Consider the following 16,159-nt stretch of genomic DNA (forward strand, 5'->3'; position numbering starts at 1 on the left):
AGGTCCGCGATCTTCAACCGGTCCGGATCGCAACCCTCGCGCGGACGGTGCAGCAGAATGACGTGTTCCTCTGCCACGCTTGGCCGGACCGCCAGGGGCCCGCGAAGGACGTCCATGAGCTGATGCTCGACCGGGATCTGTCGGTCTGGTTCAGCGAAGTGAGCCTTCGACCGGGCACGGACATGCGCGTGGCGATCGATAGGGGCCTCGTCAGCTCGCGCATGGGCATCGTCCTCGTGACGCCGGCGATGCTCGAGAAATTGAGCACGGATCGGAGTATCGCGAGCAATGAGCTCAGCGCTCTCCTTCGCCGCAGCCTTCTGGTGCCGATCATGCATGGCACGACGTTCGAGGAGCTGGACCAGGTAACTCCGACGCTTGCGTCTCGTGGCGGATTCAGCACTGCGGAGGAACCGATGGAAAGCATCATCGAGAAGATTGCAGAACTCGTGGGGGTCGTCACGGACGAAGAGGCGGACGAACTCGCCGGGATTTCGGGCGCGCGTTAGCGCCGTACCGCCGTGGACACGTCTCCCATGTGGTGGGAGGGTGAGGGCATGTCGAAGCCTCGGACCAAGCTCGCGCGTGCTGCGCTGATCAGCAATGGCATGGTGTGGTTCGGGCTGTCGTTCATGCTCTTCGCGATCGCCGGCGAGCAGACGTACGCGGCGTTCACCGGTGAGTGGTTCAACGTGCTCGGGTGGGTGCTGATCGTCGCGGTGGCGGCCGGCCTGGCGGTGGTCGGTGTGATCGAGAACCGGAACATCCGGGCGGGGAAGAAGTACAAGCCGCGTCCTCGCCGCTGACTACCGCTCGAGCGCGCGTGGCCGTTCCACGCGCGTGACCGGGGGGTCGAGGGGGCTCTCCCCCTCGTGCGGGCCGGCCCGTTTCGGGTCGGCCCGCGCACGCGCTCAGAGCGCGAGCGTGTGGAGGATCAGGGTCGTGGAGCCGATGGGCTTTCCGAAGTCGGTGTAGTCGAGGGTCGCGCGGCGGTTGCTGATGAGGTCGAGGGCGATCAGTTCCTCCTCGGACTCGTCCGTCATGTCGCCGGGCTCCTCGTCCCATTCGCGCAGAACCTGCCGGTCGGCGTCGAGGACTTTCCACAGTCCCCAGACGTGGGCGATGGGGCCGGTCGTCTCGTATGTGAAGACGAGGGCGGTCGCGGTGGGCCAGCCGTAGGCGGCCGCGGCGACGATCAGCGCTCGCGCTGCGGCGGCGGTCGCGTCGGCGTCGCCGGACGCGGCCGCGGCGTCGACGGCGACCTCGGCTGCTCGCAGCGTCGGGTCGTCCTGGTACGGGTCGAAGCGGTGGGCGGGGCGGGGTGCGGTGGTCGTGGTGGTCATGGTCGGCCTTCCTGTGCAGCAGTGGGAGAAGAGGAGGGGCGGGGGCCGGCGCGAGCCGGTCCCCGCCGGGTGGGGCTAGCTGAGCCCTGCGGCGTCGGCGGGGGTGCTGTCGCCGGTGACGACCTGCTCGACCGGGGAGAGCGCGTAACCCCAGGCCGCGAGCTGGCGGAAGTGCTCGGCCGTGCGCTCGTCGCCGCGGCGCCAGGACTCCTTGCTCGTGTGCGCCTCCTGCCCTCCGAGCACGACGGCCAGCGCGACCAGGCGGGCCTTCGCGGGGTTCGCCTCGACCAGCGCTGCGAGGGCGTCGGCGCGGTAGCCGGAGGGGCGCTCGATGCGCAGCAGCGCGTGCGCGAGTTCGTTGCCGTTGCTCATTCCGGAGGACACCGCGAACCGGTGAGCGGTGAGGCCGAGAGCGATGATCCGATCCGCGTCCTTGGGGAGGGTCTTGCGAGCGAGGAACGTCGCGATCCACTCGCGGCGCACCTTCTCGGCCGCGTTCCACGCCTTGTTGTTGGCGATGAGCACTTTGCGCTCCGCGGACTTCTCGGCGCGCTCCTCCTCGGCCTCCTCCTCGGTCTGCGGCTGCTCGGGGGCTCCGTAGGCGTAGGTGAATCCGGCGGCGGTGGGGTCCTGGACGAGGAGGGTGACCTCGACCTCGCCGCGCCAGCTGGTGTCGATGAGCACTCCGCGTCCGGGAGCGGCGGCGACCTGCTCGGGGGTGACGCTCTTGCCGTCCTCGCCGCGCAGCTGCCGCACCGGCGTCCACGTCGCCGCGTCGCCGTAGGCGTCGGAGCGGGTGAGGATCTGGAAGCCGTTGCCGGTGTACTCGGCGGCGGTCGCCGCGAGGAGCCCCTGGTGCGCGGCCTCGTCGCGGAGGGTCTGCGCGGTGTGCTCGAACTGGGCCGGGTCGTGCGTGGCGACCTCGATCAGGGTCGCGCGGGCGTCGGCGTCGTCCTCGAACTCCAACAGCACCGCCGCCTGGTCCAGGGTCAGCTCGTGCTCGTGCAGAACGGACGTGACGGTCGCGGACTCCGCGACCGCAAGCCCCTTCTTAACCGCGTCGGTCTTGGTGCCGGTGCGCTTGGCGATCGCTGCAGCGGACACGCCCTCGAACGCGAGCTGCGCCCACGCGGCGGTGCGGTCCGCGACGCTCAGCTCGGCGCGCTGGTCGTTCTCGATGATCTGCTGAACGATCCGGTCGGCGGTCGTCTCGTCGCCCTCCACGACGTAGACCGGGATCGTGGGCACTCCGGCCTCGCGGGCGGCGAGGGTGCGGCGCTGTCCGGCGCGGACGATGATGTTGCCGTGCTCGTCGCGGCGGGCGAGGACCGGGGTGATGACCCCGTTCTCGCGGATCGACGCGATGAAGTCCTTCGTCAGCGGGGCGCTGGTGCGCACGTTCGCCTCGATCACGAGGGTGGTCGGGTCGATGTGCTGAACGGTCCCGGTTCCGGTGGTGATAGTCACGATGGTTTCTCCTTGATCGGTGTGCGATCATTGAGGCGACAAGTCCCGTGGTTCTAACCCAACTACGGGGCTTTTGTCGTCTTCCTGATCGTTTTTCTTTGCCTCTCCGGCGGGATGAAATCAATTGAGTGGAGTCGGCGGAGTGACGGCTCTCTCGGGCGAAATAAGCCCGCAGGGCGCGTCCGAGAGAGACAGCACGTAGCCGACGGAGCGAGATAGATTGAAACCGCGGAGAGGTGAAGAAAACGGGTAATCCGGCCGCGTAGCGGCTCCCGCCGGCGGTGCTCCGTCACCGCTGCGCGAGTGCAGCTCGCGCCCCCGGAACGGGGAAGACCGGGGAGTGTGAGGGGGTCGCCCCTCACGGGTCGGCCCGCAGGCCGGCCCGCGCCGCGCGGCTACCGGTCGGCGGGCTCGTAGCAGTTGGCGCAGTCGCACGGCCCGCTGGGGTTCTCCGCCCGCTCGACGGCCGCGATCTGCGCGGCCTGCTCCGCCGGGGAGAGCGCCTGCCACCCCTCATCCGCGCGCCGGTTCGACTCGATGCGTGCCGCACGCTCGTCCAGCGTCTCCGGGGTCGGGGTGAGGAAAGCGGCCAGTGCCGCGCCGGTGTCCTGCTTGTCGGCGGGGGTGAGGAACGCGATCAGCGCGGCGGCGTAGGCGGTGCCGTCGTCGGTGACGGGGAATCCGCCCGGAGCTCCTTCGCCGGGAAGAGTGAGCGTGTTGCGGATGTGCGCGAGGATCTCGGCGTCCGTGGCGGTCGCGTCGTCGTCGGACTCGGCGCGGCGGGTGTCGAGGATGAGGGCGAGCTGCTCGGCCGTGGCGCGGCCGGTGTCGGTGCGGGTCATGGTGTGGTCCTCTCAGCGGTTCAGGAACGGGGCGACGCGGCGGATCGCTGCGCGGCGGGCGTGGGCGACGCAGTGGCGGAACGAGCCGCTGGTGATGCCGTGCAGCTGGTCGGAGTGCCACGCCTCCCAGACGCCGGACTTGCGGCGGGTGACGTGCACAGAGGGCGTCGTCTGGGGGTCGGTGCCCACGACGCGGACGTCGACCGCGCGGGTGTTCGCGAGCGTGAGGTAGGTCTTCGCGGTGGTCTGCAATTCGGTGGCGGTCTGCATGGTGTGGGTGCTCCCTCTGGCTGATCGTTTTTCTTTGCCTCTCCGGCGGGGAAAACCGTTTGAGTGGAGGCGGCGTAGTGACGCCGATAGCGGGCGAAATAAGCCCGCAGGGCGCGTCCGCTATCGGTGGCACGGAGCCGGTGGAGCGAAATAGGTTGAAACCGCGGAGAGGTGAAGAAAACGGGTGGAACGGGCCGCATCGCGGCCTCCCATTGGCGGTGCTCCGTCGCCGCTGCGCGAGTGCAGCTCGCGCCCCGGAACGGGACACCGGGGAGCGTGAGGGGGTCGCCCCTCACGGGCCGGCGCCGCCGGCCCCCACGCTCGAGCGGGTCGTGTCAGCGTCGGATGCGACGATGGAGGCTTGTGGGAGCTGGCACACCGGACGCGCGCGGAATCGACATCAACGGTGGTGCGCAGCAGCGCGGCGACGAGCGCCGCGGCGATCGCGGAAGTGCGCGCAGCGATCCCGGAGGATCACGTCATCCTCTACGTTGTCCGGATCGCGGACGGCTCGGAGTAGAACCCACCGGGATTCGCTCGGAACCACTAGCGTTGCGATCAGTTCCGGAAAGCGATGGTCTCGTGATGGCAAACGTGTTGAAGTTCGTCGGAAAGGCATTCGTGATCGTCTTCCGCCTTCTGGGCGCGGCGGTGTCCGCGGGACTCGCCGCTCTGGGCGTGGGCAGCTTCCAGCAGCCCAACCCCGGACCGCCTCCGTCCTCTACGGAGAACCGCGAGTATCGGCCGTAAGACGGCGAACTCTGCGGCGGATGGCGGAGTATCTCGGACGACCGAGTCCTACTCGGCCGCGGGGGCGGCGCTGCGGCGGGGTGCGCGCTGGGTGGTTGTGGTGACGACGGCGGTCGCGCGGGTGAGGTTGGGGCCGATGGCGTCGGCTTCGAGGACGCGGCCGGTGCGGCGGTTCTCGCCGTCGCCCCAGGCGACGGTGCGCTCGTAGCCGACGACGATTACGGCGTCTCCCTTGTGGAGGGAGGCGAGCACGTGCTCGCCGAGTTCGAACTTCGCTTCCACGTAGTGCGTGGTCGGGGCGTCGTGCGGGGTCCACTCCCCCGCGCGGTATTCGCCGGTGTTCTCGATGACGCGCAGCTTCACGATCTGCACGCGGCCCGCCTGCACGGCCTCGGGGTCGGCGGCGAGGTTGCCGGTGATGGTCCTGGTGCTCATCTGTCGTCTCCTGCTCGTGCGGTTGGTGGGTCCCGTCGACGTCGACGGGTTCTCGGTCGCGGCCGCGGCCGCCGGGGTGTCGGTAGGGGGTGTCTCGATGCCCCAGGACGCCAGAGCGTCGCGGCGGGTGACTTCCACGGGCGGCTCGGACAGCGCTCTGCGCTGTCCGAGCTCGGCGCGAGTGACGGTGAGGTCCGGGACGCGGCGCTCGTCGCCGTAGGCGAGGCGGTAGAGCCGGTCGGCCTCGTTCTCCAGCCAGTCGACTTCGCCTTGCCGGTCGGCCTGTCCGGCGAGGTACCCGCCCGGTAGTCGTCGCCGGTGATGTTCGGGCCGGTCATGCGGCGTGCTTCTCGATGAGGTCGGGGCGAAAGCCCGACCAGTGGTCCTGGTCGCTCGCGACGACCACGGGGGCGGCGGAGTAGCCCAGCTCCTCCGTGACGTACGCGAGCGCTGCGGGGTTGGTCGTGATGTCGACGGTGGTGTACTCGATGCCCTTCTTCTCGAGCACCCGGTAGGTCATGGTGCACTGCACGCACGACGGCTTCGAGTAGACGGTGAGCATCAGTCGTCCCACCGGTCGCCGCGATGCGGGTCGTGCTCGTCGTTGACCGGGGACCAGGCGTGCAGCTCGGCCCACTTCTCGGCGGCGTCAACGTGTCCGGCCTGGGTGAGGAGGTCGATGATGCCCGTCGCGCGCCAGCACGGCAGCGTCGGAGCGATCGCTTCCGTGACTGCCGGGTCGGAGAGCGTGGCCGCGAAGGCCGCGACGGCCGCCTGGTAGGTCGCCGCCGGGTCGGGCGTGGTCTGCTGCTGCTCGCTCATCGGTGAGTTCCTTCCGGAGTGTGGGCGTCACCCTCGTCGTCGTCGCTCGCGTGCTCCGCGATCCACAGGTCCGCGGCCTCATCTCGTCCGAATGCTCGCAGGAGTCCGGCCAGCGCGTCGACCTCGGCGCAGCTGAGTCGCACGGCCAACTCATCGGCGGTGTCTCCGTGGGAGAACACGGACGCGAACTCGGCCACCGCGCCCCAGAGGGTCGGCTCCTCGGCCGCGGGGCTGGTGGTGATGGTGTCGGACATGGCGTTTGCTCCTCGGTGATGGTGCGGGTCAGGATTCGGTGCGGGTGAGGGTGTCCACGAACATGACACCCTCGGGGCCGGGGATCGTGGCGGTGTGTGCCAGCGCCCACCCGCCCCGTGCCAGACCTGAGAGGTCGACGTCGCGCTCGGCGATCCGGCGCAACTGGCTCTGCATCCCGTCCTCGTTCGCGGCCGGGACGAAGGTGCTGACGGTGGTGATCTGCTGCATGTTCTTCCTCTTCCTCATCGTTTTTTTGCCGTGATTCTCAATCAGGTTTGTCAAGCCAGCGGGGGTGGTCTGGCTCGCCTGTTCTTCCTTCTCTCCCAGCGTTTTTTTGCCTGGAAGGCACGTAGTGCCGAGCAGAGGCGGAGGCGGGAGCGCAACCCGGAGGGCGGCGGAGGAGAGGTTGTCGGCGCGATGTGAGGGAGCGCAGCGACCGCGTGGCGGGAACCTCGGAGGAGCCGGCCGCGCAGCGGCTTGCGTGGACGCCGCAGGCCCGTACGCTGCCGAAGGCTTCCAGGCAAAAATGCGCGCAGCGCACACCACAGCGCCGACCGAGGTCGGCGTCTGCTTGCTCGCGGAGACTTCCGCCGAGGGGGTTCGATCGGCCAGAGGACGAGCCTCTACTGGGAGGCTGTCTGCTCTTGAGCAGGAGCGCGCCGAGTGGCGTCCGCCTCGTGGCGATACAGCGAAGCCCGATCCCACCTGACGAGGTGGCCCGGATCCTCAGCAGTACGGCCGCGGGTACCGTTCCCTGGCGGTCTGCGTGCTCGTTCGCCTCGGTCTGCGCGGGGATGGAGAGCAGCGCGCTGCCTCGGGCCTTCACGCGAAGGAGCGCGCAACGGATCGTCGCTCTCGCTGAAGCCGCCCGCCGCGCGGATGCTCTCCCAGCGATCTTCTCGCCTCGTTGAACGTCCGCGACTGCTGTGTCGTGTCCTCGGTGGGACCACCTCGGCCCCCGCACTACAGGAGGCATCATGCTCAAGCGAATCGCGACCACTGTGACCACTGCGGCGTTCGCCGCCGTCCTTCTCGCCGGATGCTCGACGGCCGCCGGCTCGGCCGCCTCGTCGGAAGCGCCGGCCGACAGCCCTTCCGCCACCGCCTCCGCCTCCGCTGAGACGGCGGCTCTCACGACGGCGTCCTCGCCGCTGGGCGAGATCATCACGGACGAGGCCGGCTCCACCGTCTACACGTTCACGAAGGACACGCAGAACTCGGGCAGCAGCAGCTGCTACGACGAGTGCGCCACGACCTGGCCGGCCGTGTCGGCGTCCAGCACGACCGCCGCGGATGGGATCACCGGAGAGGTCGGCTCGATCACGCGCACCGACGGGACGACCCAGCTGACCGTCGACGGATGGCCGGTCTACCGGTTCGCGAAGGACACCGCACCGGGCCAGGTCAACGGGCAGGGTGTGAAGGACGCCTGGTACGTCCTCCTCCCTGACGGCACGATGAACAAGGAAGCTGCGGGCATGAGCACCGCCACCCCGGCGTCCTGATGCGACGGCGACCCGTCCCCGCGCAGCGAAGCGCATCGCCCGGACGGGTCGCCGGTTCTCGACAGGCAAGGACCGGAAGGGATGACCCGCAGTGATCGGAGCAACCGAGATGACGGAGTGCGCCGTGGCGCTTCGAGGCGGTGAGCACTGTGCCCCGCCCCGTCGATGAGCTCCTGGCGGCGCTGTACGAGAGTCACGGCCCGGCGTTGCGGCGATTCGTGCAGAACCTCACTCGGAACGCGGCGCTGACGGAGGACGTCGTGCAGGAGACGATGGTCCGGGCCTGGCAGCGCCCGCAGGTCCTCGAACGCGACGCCGACGCCGCGCGCGCGTGGCTGTTCACCGTCGCCCGCAACCTCGTCATCGACGACGCCCGCTCCGCTCGGAGCCGACGCGAAGTGCCGGCGAAGGACGAGGACGGCGGCGGCGCCGTCCCCGATCGCACCGACGCGGTCCTGGACAGCATCCTCGTCGCCGACGCTCTCGCCTCGCTGTCGGTGGAGCATCGTCGGATCGTGGTGGACGCGTACTTCCTCGGACACACCGTCCCCGAGATCGCCCGCCGGCACTCCATCCCCGAGGGAACAGCGAAATCTCGATTGCACTACGGACTGCGCGGACTGCGACTGGCTCTGCAGGAAAGGGGCGTCACCCGATGAACGACCACCACGGAAGCTCTGCGACGGAGGACGAGTACCGCGACTGGGACGCGTCCTACGTCCTCGGCGCTCTCCCCGCGGATCAGCGACTCGAGTACGAGCAGCACCTCAGCGGCTGCGCGGCCTGCCGCGCGGCCGTGGCAGAGCTGGCAGGACTGCCCGGCATCGTCGGTCGGCTCTCCGTCGAGGACGCTCTCGCCATCAGCGCATCGGACGACGGCGAGGACGCGCCGCCCTCCCCGGTGACGCTGCCCGCCATCGCTCACCGTGTCCGGACGCGCCGACGTCGGCGCCGGCTGGTGACGTCCCTCGCCGTCGCGGCCGCCGTCACCGCCTCCGTCTTCGGAGGCGTCGCTCTCGGCACGGGCATCGCGGGTGCTCCCGTGGCGAGCGAGGCGACCCTCGAACCGATGGACCCGATCGCGGACGATCCCGCTCTCGCTGCGGACATCCAGGTCGAGGGGAAGCCGTGGGGCACCCGGCTGGAGTGGAGCTGCACCTACAGTGGTGATGCGCCCGCCGACGCGGAGTACGAACTCGTGATCACCCGCACAGACGGCAGCACGATCACCGTCGCCACCTGGACGGCGGCCGGGCAGCGCGCCGTCGACCTGGCGGCGTCCACGGGCATCGCCCGGTCGGAGATCACCGGCGTCGACATCAGGGTCCGCGGCACGAACTCCCCCCTCGTCCGCACCGACACCTGAGACACCGCCCACCCGCAGGAGACACCGGCACTGCCCGCGGTGCCGCGGACACAGGACAGGAGCAGACCATGAGCACCGAGACCACACCGCTGCACATCACCCGCGAGGGCCCGAGAAGCTTCATCGGCCGCAACGCGCGAGGAGCCGAGGTCCGCATCGGCGGGTCGGACGCCGACGGCGTGTTCTCGCCCGGCGAGCTGCTGCACCTCGCCCTCGCCGCCTGCGGCATGCTCTCCTCGGACCACCTCCTCGCCAGCCGACTCGGAGCCGACTTCGAAGCGACCACCGACATCACCGCGACCAAGCCCGAGGGTGAGGACCGCTACGACTCCATCACCGCCGTGATCCGCGCCGACCTGTCGGCGCTCGATCCCGAGCGGATCGCCTCACTGTCCGAACGCACCCACCGGGCCGTGGATCGCCAGTGCACCGTCGGCCACACGCTCGAGCACGGCGCGGCGTACACCGTCGACGTCGTGGACGACCCGGCCGCTCCCGCCAGCGGTCCGAGGACGGGGACCGTCTGAGATCAGCGCCTCATCGGTCACGACGACCGGTGCCGACCGAGCCGCGGACGTCTCCCTTCAGTGCCGTCAGTCTGCGATTCGCCGACCGGATCCGAGACGATTCGCGAGGCGGAGCGCGTTCACGGAGCGGAGGTGCTGGTCGGCGCGGTGACGTCCGTTGGCCGATGAGGGGTGCGGTGCCGCGAGTACGGGGACGACACGGGGATCATCGTGCAGGGTCAGATAGCGCATGACCCCGTCGAGCGCCACGGTCCCGTAGGTGACGACGGCGCCGAGCGCGGGCAGCAGCTCCAGCAGCTCACCGAGCGCGAGCCGACCCTCCTCGATGTCCGCGGGGCGGACGCGGCCAGGGATCTCCCACGGGATGAGGTTCCATCGGAGGTAGTGGTCGCGGGAGAGTCCGGACTCGATTCGGGCCGCCCGGAACGCGGCGGCGGTGGGCCCGAGGTTGTCCTCGCTGCAGACGGCAGCGGATCCCGCGGCGATCGTCCGAGGGCCGGGTGACTGCATCAGCACCAGGACGCGACTGGCGGTGCCGCCGGAGCAGGGATCGAAGCCCGGAACGAAGCGTCCGGTCGCGTCCGCGGTACTCCGCCAGGTCTCGGCGAGGGCGTTCAGGCTTCGGACATCCACGATGGTCCTCGATCCCGGTCAGGCCGGTCGCGGTGGTGCGAGCAGGGTGCCGCGGATCACGGAACCGTGGAAGGTGCGGGCGGCGACGAAGATCCACGCGGCGACCAGGCCGACGTAGTAGAGCACGGCGAGACCGGCGACGACCGTGAGACCGGAGTGCAGGGCGAGGCCGTTCAGTCCGGTGACGCAGGTGCCGACGGGGAACGTGAACGACCACCACGTCAGGCTGAACGGCAGGTGCTTCTTCGCGGTGCGGAGGGTGATCGCGAGGGCGATGACGGTCCAGAGCAGTGCGAAGCCGAGCATCGCGAAGCCGTACACCAGAGCCACGACCAGCAGTGCACGCGCCGTGCCGGCGTCCACGACGGTGGGCGCGTTCGAGGCGAGCAGATTCACAGCGGTGATCGACTGTCCGACCGGACCGAGGACGATCCACAGCGTCGGCACCATCCCCGCCGCTCCGACCTTGTGCTGCGCGAGCCGGTTCCAGATCAGGGTGATCACCACCAGCGACGCGACCAGGCTGAGGCCGAAGAAGCCGTAGCAGGACCACAGGAGCGTCTCCCGCGCTTGCCCGGCGGGCGCGTACGGCAGCAGCAGTGCGCCGGTGGAAGCGGACACCATCGGCGGAACGATCGGCATCAGCCAGCCGCCGAACGCCGAATCGGGCTTGTTCTCGTGCCGGGTGAACGCGAGGTAGGGCACCAGGACCGCCGTCACCAGCCCGCCGAGAGTCCCCGCACCCCAGAGCACCCAGTCGATGGCGACAGCGGCGGGCAGGCCGATCCAGTCCTTGCCGAGGAGGAGGGTCCCCGCGCCGACGGTGAGGAACGCCATCGGCGGCGCGCCGTAGAAGTGCGAGAGGACCGGATTCAGGTGGTGCCTCATCGCTGTACCGCGGTAGCGGACCCAGTGCAGCCCGGTCGCGACCGTCAGCGCGACGAGCAGCAGCGCGGCGATCGCCCAGACGACGGTGGCCCCGGTGCGGAGTCCGGGGAACTGGAGGGGCAGGGACGCGGCGGCGACCGCGACGATGCCGGTGCCCATGATCGACGCGAACCAGTTCGGCGTCAGGTTCGACACGATCAGTCCCGGATGCTCCAGCTCCCGGAACAAGCGCCTCGACCGCGGAGGATGCCCGATCGAGGAAGATGCGCGGGCGGGGGAGAGAGTTGTCATGACTCCAGCCTGAGCATCGCCGTCACCAGCCGATACAGCGATCGTGTTGGCGGGGCACAATGAGTGCTTGTGGCGACGCGGCGATTGACGGACCGGATCCTGGATCTCGACACGCTGGAGGTGCTCGAACGCATCGCCGAGGCGGGCTCGCTCTCCCGCGCCGCCGAAGCCCTCGGCGTCACCCAGCAGGCCGTCTCGGCGCGTCTGCGGGTCGCGGAGCGCGCCATCGGGCAGCCGCTCGTGCGCCGCTCTCCGACCGGGTCCCTGATGACCGACGCGGGCCGGCTCGTGCTCGAGCTGGCCGGCCCGGTCCTCGAGGCGTCCCGCCGCCTCGAGGCGGGCGCGGCAGCACTGCGACAGCCGACCGGCTCACTGGTCCTCGCGGCGTCGCAGACGATCGCCGAACTGCTGCTCCCCCGCTGGCTCCTCGAATTCCGACAGCGCACACCCGAGGTGAGTGTGCAGCTGATCGCCGGCAATTCAGCCACGGTCACCGAGCTCGTGCGATCCGGTGCGGCGCAGCTCGGATTCGTCGAGACTCCGGCGTCCACGGCCACGCTCTCCTCTCACGTGGTCACGGAGGACGAACTCGCTGTCGTCGTCGCACCGGACCATCCCTGGGCACGCGCGGCGAGTATCAGCGCCGAGGACTTGGCCGGGACCGCACTGCTGACACGAGAGGAAGGCTCCGGCACCCGGACGACCCTCGAAGCATGGCTCCACGACGCCGGGCTCGCACCCACGACTCCCGCCGCGATCCTGGAGACGACGGCGATCATCCGAGCGAACGCCCGCGCCGGCATCGCGCCCGCCGTCATGAGCATCCTCACCGTCGAAGCAGATCTCGCCGCGCGCTCGCTGGTACGAGTGCCCCTCCGCGGACCAGCACTCGTGCGACCTCTCCGCGCCATCTGGTCCGATCGCATCGGGTCGTCCGCGGCGGCGTTCCTGGAGATCGCGCACGAGATGCGCTGACCGGTGCACGGCTCGTCGCAACGCCGATCACGCCAGCGGCCGTGTCTGCTCGAGCTGGAAGGCGGTTTTCCGCCTTAGCAACCGGAGGGCGCAGTGCAACCCGCAGGGCGAGGGGGGAGAGAGTTTCGGCGCGAAATAAGGGAGCGCAGCGACCGCGTGCTGAAAGTCTCGGAGGAGTCGGTGGCGCAGCCACTTGAACGGAGCCCGTAGGTAGCTACGACCGCAGCGAAGCGGAGGGAGCCGCCGAAGGCTTCACGGCAAAAAAGGGTGTGAGCCCGCAGGGCGACCAACGGCGGCCGGCGCAGCCGGTCGACCTCCGGGCGTCGCTCCGTCGACGCTGCGCGGGCGGAGCTCGCGCCCCGCCGCCGGCGGAACATCGGGGAGTGTGAGGGGGTCGCCCCTCACGGGCCGGCCCGGTCCGGGGCGGCCCGCGCCCGCGCTCAGAGGGTGAGGGTGTGCAGGATCAGGACGGTGGAGCCGATGGGCTTTCCGAAGTCGGTGTAGTCGAGGGTTTCGCGGCGGTTGCTGATGAGGTCCAGGGCCACCAGCTCCTCCTCGGACTCATCGCTCATGCCGCCCGGGTCGTCCTCCCACTCGCGGAGGGTCTGACGATCGGCGTCGAGGACTCTCCACAGCCCCCAGACGTGGGCGACGGGGCCGGTCGTCTCGTACTTGAACACGAGGGCGGTAGCGGTGGGCCAGGCGTGCGCGGCCGCGGCGACGATCAGCGCTCGCGCGGCCGCGGCGATCGCGTCGAGGTCGCCGGTCGCGGTGGCGGCGGCGACGGCGGCTTGCGCATCGCGCAGCGCCGGGGTGTGTCCCCACACGTCGACGTCGACGGCGGGTGTCGTGGTGGTGGTCATGGCGGGCCTTTCTGCAGGAGTCGGGAGCGGGGGTGCGGGGACCGGCGGATGCCGGTCCCCGCGGAGCGGCTAGCTGATCCCGGCGGTGTTAGCCGGGGTGCTCTCGCCCGTGACGACCTGCTCGACCGGGGAGAGCGCGTACCCCCACGCAGCGAGCTGGCGGAAGTGGGCGGCGGCGCGCTCGTCGCCGCGTCGCCACGACTCCTTGCTCGTGTTCGCCTCCTGACCTCCGAGCACGACGGCCAGCGCGACCAGCCGGGCCTTCGCCGGGTTCGCCTCGACCAGCGCGGCGAGAGCGTCGGTGCGGTAGCCGGAGGGGCGGTCGATGCCGAGCAGCGTGTGGGCGAGGTCGCTGCCGTTGCTCATCCCCGACGACACCGCAAACCGGTGCGCGGTGAGCCCGAGAGCGATCACCCGATCCGCATCCTTCGGAAGCGTCTTGCGGCTGAGGAACGTGGCGATCCACTGGCGGCGGACCGTCACGGCGGCAGTCCACGCCTTGTTGTTGGCGATGAGCACCTTCCGCTCGGCGGACTTCTCGACGCGCTCCTCCTCCGCCTCCTCGGGGGTGAGCGCCGCGGCGGGCACGTCGCCGCGGTAGGCGTAGGTGAATCCGGCCTCCGTGGGCTCCTGCACGAAGTGGGTCACGTCGATGTCGCCGTTCCAGCGGGTGTCGATGAGAGCCCCGCGAACCGGGATCGCGGCGATGTGCTCGGCGGTGACCTGCTCCCCGTCGGCGGTGCGGAGCTTGCGGAGGGCGACCCACGGGCTGCCCTCGCCGTAGGCGTCGGAGCGGGTGAGCACCTGGAAGCCGTTCGCGATCTGCTCCTGCTCGACGGCGGCGAGGCGTGCCTTCTCCGCGGCGTCCTCGCGGAGGCTCTGCGCGGTGTGCTCGAACTGGGTCGGGTCGTTGGTCGCGACCTCGATCAGGTGGGCGCGGGCGTCGGCGTCGTCCTCGAACTCCAACAGCACCGCGGCCTGGTCGAGAGTCAGCTCGTGCTCGTGGAGAACGGACGTGACGGTCGCGGACTCCGCGACGGCGAGGCCCTTCTTCACCGCGTCGGTCTTGGTTCCGGTGCGCTTGGCGATCTGCGAGGCGGTGATGCCCTCGAACGCGAGCTGCGCCCAGGCGGCGGTGCGATCCGCGGTGCTGAGTTCGGCGCGCTGGTCGTTCTCGATGATCTGCTGAATGATCCGGTCCGCGGTGGTGTCGTCGCCCTCCACGACGTAGACGGGGACCGTGGCGACTCCGGCCTCGCGTGCGGCGAGGGTGCGGCGCTGGCCTGCGCGGACGATGACGTTTCCGTGCTCGTCGCGGCGGGCAAGGATCGGGGTGATGACGCCGTTCTCGCGGATCGACGCGACGAAATCGCGTGTCACGGGGGCGCTGGTGCGCACGTTCGCCTCGATGACGAGGGTGGTCGGGTCGATGTGCTGAACGGTCCCGGTTCCGGTGGTGATAGTCACGATGGTTTCTCCTTGATCGGTGTGCGACCATTGAGGCGACGGGTCCCGTGGTGCTTCATTCACTACGGGGCTTTTGTCGTCTTCCTGATCGTTTTTCTTTGCCTCTCCGGCGAGTGAAAACCAATTGAGTGGAGTCGGCGGAGTGACGCCGATCACGGGCGAAATAAGCCCGCAGGGCGCGTCCGGGATCGGTGGCACGTAGCCGATGGAGCGAGATAGGTTGAAACCGCGGAGAGGTGAAGAAAACGGGGAATCCTGCCGCGTAGCGGCACCTCACCGGCGGTGCTCCGTCACCGCTGCGCGGGCGGAGCTCGCGCCCCGCCGAAGGTGGAACACCGGGGAGCGCGAGGGGGTCGCCCCTCGTGGCCGGCCCGAAGGCCGGCCCCTCCCCCGCTGGGTCAGTTCCAGCTCTCGGTCCAACCCTCGGGCGGGACGACGGCGTGCGGCTCGCCTGCGGCGTGGAGGTAGTACAGGGTGCTGCTGTAGTCGTCGTCTCCGCGGGTCATGCTCATCTGCTGGTGCTCGGCGTCCGTCTCGGCGGTGCTCCACCTGGTCGACACGTCCACGGCGTACAGGTCGCCGGAGTCGGTGACGAGCTGGCCGCATGCGGGGCAGCGCAGCGCGGGGTACGTCTCCCCGTCATCGGTCACCGTCTCGACGGTGAGGACGGGGGCCGCGGCCCACACCTGCTGGTGCAAGCTCTCGATCGTGGCGAGCATCGCGTCTGCGGTCGGGACGGGCGACAGGAACGCGATCAGCGCGGCCGCGTAGTCGCTTCCGTCGTCGGTGACGGGGAACCCGCCCGGGCATCCCTCCCCGGGCAGGGTCAGGGTGTTGCGGACGTGCGCGAGGATCTCGGCGTCCGTGGCGGCGGCGTCCTCGTCGGACTCCGCGCGGCGGGTGGTGAGGATGAGGGCGAGCTGTTCGGCGCTCGCGCGGCCGGTATCAGTGCGAGTCATGGTCAGGTCCTCTCAGCGGCTCAGGAACGGGGCGACGCGGCGGATCGCTGCGCGGCGAGCGTGGGTGACGCAGTGGCGGAACGAGCCGCTGGTGATGCCGTGCAGCTGGTCGGAGTGCCACGCCTCCCAGACGCCGGAGGGACGACGGGTGACGAGCACGGAGGGCGTCGTCTTGGGGTCGGTGCCCACGACGCGGATGCTGACCGCGCGAGTGTTGGCGAGCGTGAGATAGGTCTTGGCCGTGGTCTGCAAGTCGGTGGCGGTCTGCATGGTGTGGGTGCTCCCTCTGGCTGATCGTTTTTCTTTGCCTCTCCGGCGGGGAAAACCGTTTGAGTGGAGGCGGCGCAGTGACGCTGATAGCGGGCGAAATAAGCCCGCAGGGCGCGTCCGATAGCGGCGGCACGGAGCCGATGGAGCGAAATAGGTTGAAACCGCGGAGAGGTGAAGATTCTCAATCAGATTTGTCAAGCCAGCGGGGGTGGTCTGGCTCGTCTGTTCTTC

The 16,159-nt window shown here is 70.0% G+C and carries 22 protein-coding genes; 7 read left to right on the top strand and 15 right to left on the bottom strand.

Translation table 11 applies throughout. The annotated features are described in order from the left end of the window. Positions 1-47: 47 nt before the first annotated feature. On the top strand, positions 48-509 hold the full coding sequence (locus tag ASG06_RS20340; protein ID WP_197409457.1) for a toll/interleukin-1 receptor domain-containing protein: 462 nt from the start codon (positions 48-50) through the stop codon (positions 507-509). 48 nt (positions 510-557) lie between these two features. Further along, positions 558-806 (top strand): hypothetical protein, encoded by a 249-nt coding sequence (locus ASG06_RS17680; protein ID WP_104233598.1) that lies wholly within the window; start codon positions 558-560, stop codon positions 804-806. Between the two features lie 105 nt (positions 807-911). Here the strand turns inward: ASG06_RS17680 and ASG06_RS17685 are convergent, their stop codons facing one another. The 9 genes from ASG06_RS17685 to ASG06_RS17730 form a co-directional block, all read right to left on the bottom strand. After that, positions 912-1,343, bottom strand: coding sequence for a hypothetical protein (locus ASG06_RS17685; RefSeq protein ID WP_056045757.1), 432 nt, complete (start codon positions 1,341-1,343; stop codon positions 912-914). 75 nt (positions 1,344-1,418) lie between these two features. Continuing rightward, complete coding sequence (locus tag ASG06_RS17690) at positions 1,419-2,810, bottom strand: ParB/RepB/Spo0J family partition protein (RefSeq protein ID WP_056045760.1); 1,392 nt, start codon at positions 2,808-2,810, stop codon at positions 1,419-1,421. A 395-nt stretch (positions 2,811-3,205) separates the two neighbouring features. Next, positions 3,206-3,652, bottom strand: a complete 447-nt coding sequence (locus ASG06_RS17695) for a hypothetical protein (RefSeq protein ID WP_056045762.1) — start codon at positions 3,650-3,652, stop codon at positions 3,206-3,208. 12 nt (positions 3,653-3,664) lie between these two features. Further along, the gene (locus ASG06_RS17700) at positions 3,665-3,922 is read right to left on the bottom strand and encodes a hypothetical protein (RefSeq protein WP_056045765.1); all 258 of its coding nucleotides are present in this window, start codon (positions 3,920-3,922) and stop codon (positions 3,665-3,667) included. Between the two features lie 798 nt (positions 3,923-4,720). Continuing rightward, on the bottom strand, positions 4,721-5,107 hold the full coding sequence (locus tag ASG06_RS17705; RefSeq protein WP_056045769.1) for a single-stranded DNA-binding protein: 387 nt from the start codon (positions 5,105-5,107) through the stop codon (positions 4,721-4,723). A 334-nt stretch (positions 5,108-5,441) separates the two neighbouring features. After that, a complete protein-coding gene (gene nrdH, locus ASG06_RS17715; protein ID WP_056045893.1) occupies positions 5,442-5,672 on the bottom strand; it encodes a glutaredoxin-like protein NrdH in 231 nt (76 codons plus the stop codon). Next, the gene (locus ASG06_RS17720) at positions 5,669-5,929 is read right to left on the bottom strand and encodes a hypothetical protein (protein ID WP_056045775.1); all 261 of its coding nucleotides are present in this window, start codon (positions 5,927-5,929) and stop codon (positions 5,669-5,671) included. The genes nrdH and ASG06_RS17720 overlap by 4 nt, the downstream gene beginning before the upstream one ends. Further along, positions 5,926-6,183 carry a hypothetical protein gene (locus tag ASG06_RS17725; RefSeq protein WP_056045777.1) on the bottom strand — a complete coding sequence of 86 codons (258 nt, stop codon included), beginning with the start codon at positions 6,181-6,183 and terminating at the stop codon, positions 5,926-5,928. The genes ASG06_RS17720 and ASG06_RS17725 overlap by 4 nt, the downstream gene beginning before the upstream one ends. 28 nt (positions 6,184-6,211) lie before the next feature. Beyond that, positions 6,212-6,412, bottom strand: coding sequence for a hypothetical protein (locus tag ASG06_RS17730; RefSeq protein ID WP_056045781.1), 201 nt, complete (start codon positions 6,410-6,412; stop codon positions 6,212-6,214). A 749-nt stretch (positions 6,413-7,161) separates the two neighbouring features. Here ASG06_RS17730 and ASG06_RS17735 point away from each other — a divergent pair. The 4 genes from ASG06_RS17735 to ASG06_RS17750 all read left to right on the top strand — a co-directional run bounded on the left by ASG06_RS17735 (position 7,162) and on the right by ASG06_RS17750 (position 9,582). Next, complete coding sequence (locus ASG06_RS17735; protein WP_056045783.1) at positions 7,162-7,689, top strand: COG4315 family predicted lipoprotein; 528 nt, start codon at positions 7,162-7,164, stop codon at positions 7,687-7,689. 149 nt (positions 7,690-7,838) lie between these two features. Then, positions 7,839-8,348, top strand: a complete 510-nt coding sequence (locus ASG06_RS17740; protein ID WP_056045897.1) for a sigma-70 family RNA polymerase sigma factor — start codon at positions 7,839-7,841, stop codon at positions 8,346-8,348. Further along, positions 8,345-9,055, top strand: coding sequence for an anti-sigma factor family protein (locus tag ASG06_RS17745; protein ID WP_055794430.1), 711 nt, complete (start codon positions 8,345-8,347; stop codon positions 9,053-9,055). The genes ASG06_RS17740 and ASG06_RS17745 overlap by 4 nt, the downstream gene beginning before the upstream one ends. Before the next feature lie 68 nt (positions 9,056-9,123). Next, entirely contained in the window at positions 9,124-9,582 is a 459-nt protein-coding gene (locus ASG06_RS17750; RefSeq protein WP_056045787.1) for an OsmC family protein, read from the top strand. A 66-nt stretch (positions 9,583-9,648) separates the two neighbouring features. Here ASG06_RS17750 and ASG06_RS17755 read toward each other — a convergent pair whose 3' ends face one another. Together ASG06_RS17755 and ASG06_RS17760 are read right to left on the bottom strand one after the other, a co-directional pair. Then, positions 9,649-10,215, bottom strand: coding sequence for a uracil-DNA glycosylase family protein (locus tag ASG06_RS17755; protein ID WP_231727820.1), 567 nt, complete (start codon positions 10,213-10,215; stop codon positions 9,649-9,651). 18 nt (positions 10,216-10,233) lie between these two features. Continuing rightward, positions 10,234-11,298: a TDT family transporter gene (locus ASG06_RS17760; RefSeq protein ID WP_231727822.1), complete on the bottom strand. Its 1,065-nt coding sequence runs from the start codon at positions 11,296-11,298 to the stop codon at positions 10,234-10,236. A gap of 165 nt (positions 11,299-11,463) precedes the next feature. Here ASG06_RS17760 and ASG06_RS17765 point away from each other — a divergent pair, with 165 nt between their 5' ends. Next, positions 11,464-12,369, top strand: coding sequence for a LysR family transcriptional regulator (locus ASG06_RS17765; protein WP_056045794.1), 906 nt, complete (start codon positions 11,464-11,466; stop codon positions 12,367-12,369). A 440-nt stretch (positions 12,370-12,809) separates the two neighbouring features. Here ASG06_RS17765 and ASG06_RS17770 read toward each other — a convergent pair whose 3' ends face one another. The 4 genes from ASG06_RS17770 to ASG06_RS17785 all read right to left on the bottom strand — a co-directional run bounded on the left by ASG06_RS17770 (position 12,810) and on the right by ASG06_RS17785 (position 15,928). Further along, positions 12,810-13,232, bottom strand: coding sequence for a hypothetical protein (locus ASG06_RS17770; protein WP_056045796.1), 423 nt, complete (start codon positions 13,230-13,232; stop codon positions 12,810-12,812). A gap of 69 nt (positions 13,233-13,301) precedes the next feature. Then, a complete protein-coding gene (locus tag ASG06_RS17775) occupies positions 13,302-14,699 on the bottom strand; it encodes a ParB/RepB/Spo0J family partition protein (protein WP_056045799.1) in 1,398 nt (465 codons plus the stop codon). A 398-nt stretch (positions 14,700-15,097) separates the two neighbouring features. Beyond that, a complete protein-coding gene (locus ASG06_RS20100; RefSeq protein WP_055794437.1) occupies positions 15,098-15,658 on the bottom strand; it encodes a hypothetical protein in 561 nt (186 codons plus the stop codon). A gap of 12 nt (positions 15,659-15,670) precedes the next feature. Next, a complete protein-coding gene (locus ASG06_RS17785; RefSeq protein WP_055794438.1) occupies positions 15,671-15,928 on the bottom strand; it encodes a hypothetical protein in 258 nt (85 codons plus the stop codon). Positions 15,929-16,159: the final 231 nt, after the last annotated feature.

It is taken from the genome of Rathayibacter sp. Leaf185 (genome assembly GCF_001423885.1).
Lineage (GTDB): Bacteria > Actinomycetota > Actinomycetes > Actinomycetales > Microbacteriaceae > Rathayibacter.